Source organism: Fluviicola sp. (genome assembly GCF_030151805.1).
Lineage (GTDB): Bacteria > Bacteroidota > Bacteroidia > Flavobacteriales_D > Crocinitomicaceae > Fluviicola.
This window is the reverse complement of record NZ_JASLCN010000278.1, coordinates 1-10459: the sequence shown is the minus strand read 5'-3', so window position 1 is coordinate 10459 and position 10459 is coordinate 1. Positions and strand designations below refer to the sequence as shown.

At 40.9% G+C, this 10459-nt stretch carries 12 protein-coding genes; 8 read left to right on the top strand and 4 right to left on the bottom strand.

Features of this window, described 5'->3' with window-relative positions; all coding sequences use genetic code 11:
- Positions 1-175: 175 nt before the first annotated feature.
- The 3 genes from Q1V93_RS10600 to Q1V93_RS10590 all read left to right on the top strand — a co-directional run bounded on the left by Q1V93_RS10600 (position 176) and on the right by Q1V93_RS10590 (position 1835).
- Complete coding sequence (locus Q1V93_RS10600) at positions 176-817, top strand: GNAT family N-acetyltransferase (RefSeq protein WP_300664501.1); 642 nt, start codon at positions 176-178, stop codon at positions 815-817.
- 110 nt (positions 818-927) lie between these two features.
- Positions 928-1254, top strand: coding sequence for an energy transducer TonB (locus Q1V93_RS10595; RefSeq protein ID WP_300664499.1), 327 nt, complete (start codon positions 928-930; stop codon positions 1252-1254).
- A gap of 92 nt (positions 1255-1346) precedes the next feature.
- Positions 1347-1835 (top strand): hypothetical protein, encoded by a 489-nt coding sequence (locus Q1V93_RS10590; protein WP_300664497.1) that lies wholly within the window; start codon positions 1347-1349, stop codon positions 1833-1835.
- Positions 1836-1847: 12 nt separating this feature from the next.
- Here the strand turns inward: Q1V93_RS10590 and Q1V93_RS10585 are convergent, their stop codons facing one another.
- The 3 genes from Q1V93_RS10585 to Q1V93_RS10575 form a co-directional block, all read right to left on the bottom strand.
- Positions 1848-2054 (bottom strand): helix-turn-helix transcriptional regulator, encoded by a 207-nt coding sequence (locus tag Q1V93_RS10585; RefSeq protein WP_300664495.1) that lies wholly within the window; start codon positions 2052-2054, stop codon positions 1848-1850.
- 3 nt (positions 2055-2057) lie between these two features.
- Positions 2058-2612 (bottom strand): DUF2975 domain-containing protein, encoded by a 555-nt coding sequence (locus tag Q1V93_RS10580; RefSeq protein WP_300664493.1) that lies wholly within the window; start codon positions 2610-2612, stop codon positions 2058-2060.
- A 206-nt stretch (positions 2613-2818) separates the two neighbouring features.
- Entirely contained in the window at positions 2819-3181 is a 363-nt protein-coding gene (locus tag Q1V93_RS10575) for a DUF5655 domain-containing protein (protein WP_300664491.1), read from the bottom strand.
- Positions 3182-3428: 247 nt separating this feature from the next.
- Here Q1V93_RS10575 and Q1V93_RS10570 point away from each other — a divergent pair, with 247 nt between their 5' ends.
- The 5 genes from Q1V93_RS10570 (at position 3429) to Q1V93_RS10550 (ending at position 10029) form a co-directional block, all read left to right on the top strand.
- Positions 3429-5417: a M23 family metallopeptidase gene (locus Q1V93_RS10570; RefSeq protein ID WP_300664490.1), complete on the top strand. Its 1989-nt coding sequence runs from the start codon at positions 3429-3431 to the stop codon at positions 5415-5417.
- A gap of 143 nt (positions 5418-5560) precedes the next feature.
- Positions 5561-7054, top strand: coding sequence for a T9SS type A sorting domain-containing protein (locus tag Q1V93_RS10565; protein ID WP_300664488.1), 1494 nt, complete (start codon positions 5561-5563; stop codon positions 7052-7054).
- 231 nt (positions 7055-7285) lie between these two features.
- On the top strand, positions 7286-8671 hold the full coding sequence (locus Q1V93_RS10560) for a tyrosinase family protein (RefSeq protein WP_300664485.1): 1386 nt from the start codon (positions 7286-7288) through the stop codon (positions 8669-8671).
- Between the two features lie 154 nt (positions 8672-8825).
- Entirely contained in the window at positions 8826-9506 is a 681-nt protein-coding gene (locus Q1V93_RS10555) for a DUF2182 domain-containing protein (RefSeq protein WP_300664483.1), read from the top strand.
- A gap of 25 nt (positions 9507-9531) precedes the next feature.
- A complete protein-coding gene (locus Q1V93_RS10550; protein WP_300664481.1) occupies positions 9532-10029 on the top strand; it encodes a hypothetical protein in 498 nt (165 codons plus the stop codon).
- Here the strand turns inward: Q1V93_RS10550 and Q1V93_RS10545 are convergent.
- Positions 10013-10459 (bottom strand): hypothetical protein (locus Q1V93_RS10545; RefSeq protein ID WP_300664479.1); only part of this gene is annotated, 447 nt, incomplete at its 5' end. The two genes, Q1V93_RS10550 and Q1V93_RS10545, sit on opposite strands and share 17 nt — an antisense overlap.

Here is a 10459-nt window from a genome sequence, read left to right as displayed (position 1 = left end):
GTGCAGAAATAATCGATTATATTCGGGTAACTGAAAATTGAAGAATAAAAAACGGCTGGTGTGGCCGTTTTTTTTGTTTTATATAACCGGATGTTTTCCCGTCCAGAAAGACCGATTATTTATTTTCAAATGAAATTTTGGGGATAATTCCATATTTTCAGGGTAAATTCATCAAATGACAAACAGTGTTTCACCGAAACTTGTTGAAAAATGGCTGAAAGGATGGTCTTTATCCAGAGGCCTTCCGAAACCCGTGAAATTTCTGTCGGGACTAAGAGTAGACGTAGGTTATGAAGATCAGAAAACGCGTTATGTTTTTCCGGATCTCAACGATGATTTTGTGGAATTATCCGATCAAATCAATGAATCCGGGATTTTCCTAAAGGTTTGCGCCGATCCGGATGAAGTGAAACTGCGGATTTCAAAGCGGTGGACTGTTCTGAAAACCGGATATATGATGTACTGTTTCCATGCCATGCATTTCCCGGACAAATCATTACCAGACGGATATAACGTGGAATTTGAAAATAATCATGCTGTTTTTATCGTTCGGATTGTCACTGAGCACAACGAATTGGCTTCAATAGGTCGGGTTGTGCTCGTAGATGATCTGGCTGTTTACGACCGGATTTCGACTGAGAATGAGCACCAACGAAAAGGACTCGCCACGTTTCTGATGAAAGAACTTGAAAAAATAGCGCTCTCGAAGGGTGTCACCCGGAATTTCCTGGTTGCCACGGAAGAAGGGAAGGCATTGTACGAATCTTTCGGCTGGGAACTTTACAGTTTGTATACTTCTATTGTCATTCAGGACTAATATTCTTCCAATTCGTTCGCTTTCACGTTTTTTAACAAGCATCAATCAGTTTGGGCTGTAACATATCACTGATGAATCGGTCTTACGGAAAACCAATTCAATTCAGAAATATGAAAACAATTATTCTATTTATCAGCTTCTTTTTAACAACAGGTTCAATGGCTTTAGCAGGAAACGGAGAAACCTTACTGGACCGCATCATGCACCGCAAAATTTCTTATCCCGAATCGTTACGTGCGAAAGGAATCGAGACAACCGTTCAGGTAAAAGTGCGCGTTATATCCGAAAACAAAGTCGAGATCATCGAAATTACATCCGATTCTGAGGAAATGAAAGCTTCTGTAGAAAAACAAGTACAACAGATCAAATTTCACGTTCCGCAAAATCTAATAGGAAGTACCACCACCTATACCTACAAATTTCAGGTGCAGAAATAATACCCCGCAACTGAGAAATGAGGAAACGAAAAACGGCTTATGGCCGTTTTTTTTGTTTTGAATGTATCTTTGAATACACTAAAATAAACAGAATGTCTACTCAAAACGTAAAAGAACTACTTAAAGAGGCCGGAGAAAACTCAGTACTCGTACAACTATATCACAGAACAAAGCAAATGGGGTGGAATGTTTACAAAAATGTAAGTGAACCAGGATGTGATATCGTATTGCTTCGAACCAATATCGGTTCTTATGACATAGACAAACATAACATCCTGAAAATAGAGGTAAAGACCCGACAGTTAATTCAACCGGAGAAAAAGAAAAACTGGATTGATTTTACTTTAACCGAAAATGAGTTTCAAAACTCACACTTTTTGATCGGTTATTGGTTTGATGAAAATGAATATTTCATCGTACCTATCAAAGATTTGACGGAATACAAAAGTAAAAAAAAGCTAGTTTACAAATACATTGTTTCGAGGACTCAATTAGCAGATCCTGACAGCGATTGTCAAAAACACAAAGGAAACTGGAAAACTATCCTGGATGAAATGAGAAAAACATGGAATGATCAGTGATCACTCCATGTCCTATTCATTCACATATTCCAGAATATCACCGGGCTGGCAATCCAGCACTTTGCAAATTGCTTCTAAGGTGCTAAAACGAATCGCTTTTGCCTTTCCTGTTTTCAGGATTGAAAGGTTCGACAAGGTCAGATCTACTTTTTCAGACAATTCATTCAGCGACATTTTCCGCTTAGCCATCATCACGTCAAGGTTTACAACAATTGGCATAGCTTATATGGTTAATTCGTTTTCCGTTTGAATTTCGATTCCTCTTTTGAAAATCTGAGCGATTACCAAAAGCGTGATTCCCATAAAGAGCCACACATCCGCGCCGCCAATACGCATAGAAGCTGCATCCGGCATTTTTACTCCTTGCTTTGCCATCCATTCTGCATAGTTCACACCCCAGGAACAAAACAACCCGATTCCCAAAGTCAGGTAAGACAATCCGGAAACAAAACGCCGCATTTCTTCACTGAAAGGCCGGGAAAAATTGAGTTTTTTGTTGTGCAGCATTTTCAGGATAAAATAGAAGAGAATTGCTCTTAAAACTGCAACAATACTTACAAATAGCATCTGAACCAGGAAATGCCCGGAGTCATAATTGTAAAGCGCAGTCAAATCAGTTTGTTTCCATAAATGTGCAGCGTTTTCCGGGCTAAGAACCATGGTCAAAACCGCGTTGAAGATGAATCCGCCTGCTTCGATGCTGACACCAATAAAGATAATCCAGGAAAGGATGTACAATATTTTCAGCATTTGCTGAGTACCTATTTTAATTTCCATAATCGTTCAATTTATAGTGCAATTATATTAAATATTTATCGAAAAACAATAAATATTTAGTTTTAAATAAAAAAATAGCACTCCAATGGAATTTTTGATTTACTCCGATAGCATGTAAATCAAAAAACTTCTACGTAAATAGCTTCCGATCTCGTTCTCTAATTTCGTTACGAAACTTAAATAACTCTATGTATGATTACGAATCCTTACATCTCCAAAGCTAATTTCATGAATCCCCTTACTTCATCATTGATGTCTTCTTTATGGAGCATCCGGAAATGGTGATTGAACTGGCTGCTTCCGGGAACTTGCCCCACTTTTTGGAAGCACAAATTGTCATTAAAGGGCTGTTTTAAAGGAAATACGATATGAATGAAATTCTTCCCCAACTGCGTCACCCAGGCAACGCGCTTGCCTCCGTTGTCAACAGCAATCATTGTTTTGGTAGGGTAGAGCGTAATTTCTCCCAAAGCTTCAAATTCGGTAATGAAATGCGCGTATAAATCCAGTGTGTATTCGGATTTCCCGGAAAGAAAATGAGCAATGGAAGGTTGTTCGGAAGCATTCATACGTAACAGTTTTTTACAAGACCAAGATACTGAATAAAACAGGAAATGAAATCAAGGTTTCATCCGTTTTTTGATTCGAATTCGATTTCAGAATGTGTTAAAAGTTCCGGGGAAAATCAAGCATCAAAAAATGTTTCGTAATATTAAATCACCTTTGTTACAGGCGTTTTACACTTAAATTTATTCACTGATCCATTTTGTTTCACCACATAACTATTCAATTGAAAACTTCTAAACTGAAAATCACATGATCTCTAAAATCCGCGTTTCCAAAACGCAAGCTTCATCAAAATATACCGTTTTTATTTCTGTTGATTCATTCCAGCAGGCAGAAATAGTCGTTATTGAAATGAATCTGCACTATTATTTTGCAGCATATAACAGTGAAAAAACAAATTATTCCCTACAAATTCCGGTTTCTGAAAGCACAGCGAATCTCTCCATAAAAGCCATGCTCTATAACTGCGAAAAGCAATCGTTTACAGATGTAAAAAAAGGAATAGCAACACCCGGGCTTATTTCGCAGAATGAACCTTTGGAATTGACAAGCGGAACTGAAACGGATTCAAAAGCATGGACGGGTAATCTGTTGGTGAAGGAAATCAAAGGACCTTTTCAGAACAATCAATTGGTTGAAACCATCGATCTGAATCTTCCGGTGTATTATCTGGCAATTCCGAATAGAAACGACGCACACGATTCGCAAATACTCTCCATGAAATGGGAATATCAATACAACAACGAGGAGTCGACTGCTTTTAAAAACAGTCAACGATCCATTGTTACGGAAAACGGCGTCAGGCAATGTAAAATTGAATGCCAGTTTCATAACAGAACCGAAATTGAAGAAGTCACGGTTTATGCCTATTACAAAGCGAAAAGTCCTGACGTGCTTACAAAGGCAAAAACAGGAAATCAATCTTTAGCAAGTGTCCATGAGGGGTCTTTGATTTGGTCGGCCAAATTCACGGCAGAAGAACAAACCAAAATCATTGAAATCTCGAAGCGCTTGTTGTTCGACCCCAATCACCTGATTGCAGCGATGGCCCTGGAAACAGGAGGTACGTTTGACCCGAAACTGGTCAATTCCCTTGGTTATACGGGATTAATACAAATCGGAACAGTAGCAGCAAAAGACATCAACCGGCGAAAAGGAACGCATATCACAGCGGGAAAAGACGGAAATTTGGCGAAGATGTCGCGTCTGGAACAACTGACTTACGTGGAATATTACCTGGAACCATTCAAAGGAAAACTGAATACACTGGCCGACTTTTACCTCGCGATCTTGTTTCCGGTTGATTGCGGAAAAGGGAACTTGCCGGATCATGTAGTATTTGACAAAAACATCCAACCCGATTACGATGCAAACGGCCATGTGATCAAAAACACCAAATGGCTCAGACAAAAAGCCTATGATCAAAATCCCGTCTTCCACAAAGAAAAACCGGAACAAGGGAAAACCTACGTGTGGGAAATAGCAATGGAAATTGAGAAATGGTACAAAAAAGGAGAATCGGGCAAAAGCATGATAGCCGTTTCGGAAAATTCGAAACAAACTGATCAAAAATGGCACGACCCGGTTGAAAATCCCAGATCGACCTTATACATGCAAAGTGGAGGAGGAGGTGAAAACGGAAAACACTGGGGACTTTTCGGGAAAACGAGAGCCGGAAAGGTTCATACCGGCCTTGATTTGTTTGCGCCAACCGGAACAAAAATCTATGCCTGTGTAGACGGAACGGTCTATAATCGCAGATGGCACGGAGGCTACGGAAATACCTTGACTATCAAAGTAAAAGACGTTGCTTCCTTTTTGGAAAACCGGAAGGATTATAGCCTCCAATTTGAACAAGACGGAGAAATTCTGCAGGGAGCCAATTGGACCGATACCCGGGAAATATATCTGTTCTATGCTCATTTGGATTCCGTTAATCCATACCGTTTCGGAGAAGAAATTGCATGCGGAGACGTATTGGGAACAACCGGAAGATCGGGAGTAGTTGCAGGAACCTGTGCTCCACATCTTCATTTCGAAATATTCTGCAAGTATGTGATGGCAGTTGGAACGAGGTACCGGATTAATCCTGCTTTGTTTGTTCACTACAAAGGTTATAACGAACAAAGTAACGCTGAAAGAAGCGAACAGGAAGCCCTAAAAAACAAAGGGCAAATCGTAGAAGTCAATGGCAAAACAACATTGAATTACGCCGATATGAACGGCTTTGTGAAATAAGTAAACCACCTGTCCGAAATATCGTTTCACTCGTTCAAATCAGGGTTTTAAATGCTCCGCGCAACCTTTTCAAGCATTCTAAAGTCTTTGTTTTCAGAAGAATCACCGGTGATTTCAATACTACTAAACTAAACATAAGTTTTATGAAAACATGCTTGACGATATTGCTATCGGTGATCTTTTATTCTATGGCTCAAGGCCAGTACCGCTATCTTCGGAATTACAACGACGATGTTCACACCCTCATTCCTTGCCAGGATTCAACGTATTATGCTATCTCCATTCATCCCGGCTGCGGAATCAATAGTTTTTCGATCCATTATCTTGGCCGGCATGGGCAAGTCATCTGGTCGAAAGAGTCGAATACCTGGGGAGGACATCTTTTTGACTTTAAAGGATATACCGACGAAAACAATACGGTAACGCTGATCTATTATTCTAATGGAAATAATGGTCTGACCCGAATTGACCGAAACGGGAATGTGCTGTTCAATAAGGTATTTAATCAAAGTACCTACAAAATGAGTACGATTACGCCTGCAACTGACGGATTTTATTTAACCGGAAAACAGAATGAAAGTTCTTCCTGGAACCCCAGCGTTCCCGTGCTTCTGAAAATGAACAACAGCGGCGACATTGTTTGGGTGAAATCGTATACCAGTCCGAATATTCCCCGTTTCCTTTTCCGGGATGTTGAACTGTTGGGAGATTCGCTTCTGATTGTGGGAAATTACACGCAAACCCCATCACCGGAAGTCACTTTTCCCTGTTTACTGAAAACGGATCTGAACGGAAATGCCGGCAGCAGTTTTTACTACCGCATAGAGACTGTTGATGTGGATCGGTATAAATTCATGGAGGTTGATTCTCAGGACCCTGGCTCCATTTACTTAAAGTTCCTCGCATCTGCAGGTGTTGACGGAATTCTGAAACTGAACGGGCAATTGCAAAAAGTATGGTGTCAGAACATATCGGGTGAACTCGGAGCCATTTGCGCTTCTTACGATGGAGGAGTGTTGTTTACAACCGGCATGTCGCTCGACGGCGATATCATGAGCCTGAATGCACAAGGTTCATTCACCGGTTCTAAAGCAACGGATAATTTGACTTCTTCAACTGTTCCTTCTATGGTTCTGCGACACGATTGCGGCTACCTCGTAGCGCTTCCTAACAGCTGGCCAAGTGATCGTTACGCACATATCCCGCAAAACCAGGCATATTGCGGGAATATTTCCGGGGATCAACCGCCTGTTTATCCGATCAGTCCGGTAACGAGACATCCCCTCACGGTTACAACTCAAAACAATGCGACAACGATGTTCAGTCTGATCACGCTTTCCGGGGCTTTCGCTTCCATTTCGACAACCGAAACAATTGATTGCCTTGAAGCCTCTAACTGTAATGGACCTTTGGGAATTTCGGAACCTGAATTTACACCGGATGTACTTTATCCGAATCCGGCAACAGACATGATTCACATCGAAACCAACGGTTCTCCGATTACGATCACTGATGCAGCCGGATCTGTTGTATACAGCGGGACTTTAACGGACGGGAAATTGAACATTCAGTTTTTAGCATCCGGATTGTATCATGTAAAGAGTCACCAACAGCGCGGTCATTTTATCAAACAATGACAAAATAGTTTTATTTCATTTATTACACGAAAGGAGAAGGGGAGACTTTTCTCCTTTTTTGATTCAATATAACCCTACACGCTCGTTTTCGTCTATTCAATAAAATCAGGTAAAAATACCTATTGATAATCAACTGATTGATCAATACTTTTAATCTGTTCAATTGTTGAGCTGTCGCATAAACGGCGTTTCTCATCTATTGAAAAGTTACCTCACATCACTATTTACACTATGAAAGAACGAAAAGACGTTTACAAACTTCCTTCCGGCGACAAAACGTTGGAATGGTATTCAAAAGCTGTTGCAGAAATGAAAAAGCGCCCGGCAACAGATCCCACAAGTTGGTATTACCAGGCGGCTATCCACGGATTCCTTGCTTCCAGTCCTTATTGGGCAAATGTTGGAACACTGCCGCCTTTGAGCGAGCGCGACATGTATTGGGAAAGATGTCAGCATCAATCCTGGTATTTCTTACCCTGGCACAGAATGTATCTGGCATATTTTGAACAAATTGTAGCAAACACCATCGCAGGTTTGGGAGGTCCGGCCGACTGGGCGCTTCCTTTTTGGAACTATAGTGACGAAAGTAATCCGAAAAGATTAGATATTCCCGGAAGTTTCACAACTCCCGGCAATGATTCGAATCCTTTGTGGATGCCTAACAGAAACAATTCCGTTAAAGCAGCAGATACGGTTCTCACGGCATTGGATATTGATTTCTACACCTCATTGTCCAATAGCATCATCGGATTCGGTGGTCCGGTAACCAAATTTCATCCTGGCGGTGGTTATAGCGGTGGACTTGAAAGCTTACCACACAACAAAATCCATATGGATATCAACGGAGCAATGGGTGATCCGGACACAGCAGGTTTGGATCCGATATTTTGGTTGCACCATGCCAACATTGATCGTTTATGGCAAGTTTGGCTGAACCTAGTGGGCCACAGTAATCCAACTGAATCTGATTGGCTGGACTTTAGTTTTCATTTTCATGACAAGGATAAAAAACCGGTTGTGATGCAGTGCAAGGATGTTCTTGATACCCGAAAAGTACTTTCCGGTTATACCTATGAAGGTGTTCCTGTAAAAAGTTCGCGTTCACTTAAAGTAAACGAAATACTCGTGCATCGCTTTGTGCATCCACTCGATATTGTTTCAGCTTCAGAAAAAGTACATTCATTGGAAAAGGGAATCTCACGATTTTCTCTTTCACTGCCTTCGTCCAAAGTGAAAGCACTTGTAAGCAAAAGCAGGGGATTGGCTGAAAGCAAAGATGCGAAAAAACGGATGTTCCTGCGTTTTGAGAATATCAAAGGAAAAGGAGCTGCACCGGTTTATTCTGTTTACCTTAATACAGCAGATAAAGATGGTATCAACCAATCCAATTATGCCGGATCAATTGCTTTATTTGGGCTGGAGCGGGCTTCTAAAGCGGATAAACACCATTCCGGCAGCGGACTGAATGAACAATTAGAAGTGACAGATTTGATTTCCAAACTCAGTGCTTTACCTGGATGGGATGAGAAAAAACTGGATATTCAAATAAAACCAGACAGAGAAGTCAAAGACGACGTTTCCGTTTCAATCGGGCGAATCAGCCTATACAGTGAGTAATTTCTACAGAACATCCGGCAGGTTAAATGTTGTTCGGAGCCGCATTTTTTTTGCATCCAATCCGGAATGGTGGATCTGGCTTTTGAGCATTTCAATTTGGGGTGTTCTAATCTTTGATGCTTCAACGTTGTCTCATTTTACAGATTCAACGCAAATGTCAAACCTTGTTTTATGCTTCCCTGATGGTCAGTCCATCGGGGAAGCTTTTCCGGAAGGCATCTTAAAGCAAGAAACTTTAAGGAATTCTCTTTACCGCAGCATTGTTTCGGGAGCAATTCCCTGGATCCTGATGATTTGTGCGATGATGTTTCCTTTATTGAAACGTCCGGTTCGTCATGTCGCTTTTTCCGTCCAAAAAAGAAACCGGGAAACCGGAATTCTCTTATTCCTAACAGGATATATACTGGTTTGGAGTCTTGTCGGGATTGTGTTTCATTCCATTCCGATTTTGACAGAATTTATTGCGGGAAATCACCAACTGCCGATAAACTTCAACTTCCTGGCAGGAACCTGTTTTCTCTTTGCTGCAATCATAAGCTGGCTGCCAAACAGAAGAGTCACACTGATGAAATGTGAACTCACGATGCCAATACGGCTTCACGGATGGAACTTTCTGAAAGATTCCGTAACTTACGGTATGAAAATCGGGATCATCTGTTTGCAGATGTGCTGGATGATAATGATTGGATTGATGTTGATCCATCACAGCATTTTTATCATGCTAGCAGCGAGTTTCATATTAGTAACAGAGCGGTATCTCGTGCCTCACGACAGCAAATTAACAGGGAGTTTCTGGTTACTTCTCGGCGGAATGGTAATGATTACAGGAATTTAAGAACCATAAACAGTATAAGATAAAAATGACCGAACACACGTCAAAACTCATTGCTTTGTTGGAAAATACCGGAAACGTTTTGCTGAACGAATCACCGTCCACTTTTCGCGTAAAGTTTATTGATTCACAGCTTATAAAATCCGTTTTGCAGGAAATCACTTCTCATGCGGGGGCGGGGCTAAATCTCTCATTACATATGCTGCATATCAAGGGATTTCAGTCTATTCCTCCTGTAAACATCTACCTGAATAATGAAAATGGTTCTTTCGATGAAGAGTTACTGGTTGGTTCACTGGCGCTTTACGGTCTTCGGAAAAGTTCACAAGACGGTGGAATAGGCCTGCATGAAGTCTGGAATGTAACAACAGTTTTTAAAATCGCTGTACAGCAGAAGAATTGGAACGGGAATTCGTTTACATTAACCTTTGTTTCGCAATCTGAACTTACCGAAAAGGCCGAATTTTCCTTTGAACGAATTGAGCTGCGTTTGGATAGTAGGAGAGAAGTTAACTTTTATTCCTGATTTCCTTCAAGTTGCTTTTAAATGACAATAGAACAAACAATCCAAATCCCAATTGGAACCAAAGCATCCAATTGTCTTTCATCCAACTAATAAACGCCTGGTTTTCTGTCCATAATATGCCGAAACAGATACTGCTGTTGTGTAAAACATCAGTAACAATAATCAGGACGGTTAACCACAAACCTGTTTTTGGTTTCAGCATCAACAAAACTCCTGCAACAGGGTCTAAAAAAGTTAAGCTATCCCAGAAAAACCTTGAGAGAACTGGTGCATTGTACCTTTCTGACAAAAATCCATGTTGAACAATCCACATCAGATGTGTGGTGGTACCAACCAGCATTCCGATACACTGAACGAGAAGATTAATCCGGGTTTTCGTTTGTAGTTTTCTAAAGATCATTTTGCCAATTAGTTCGGAATCGTGTGCTGT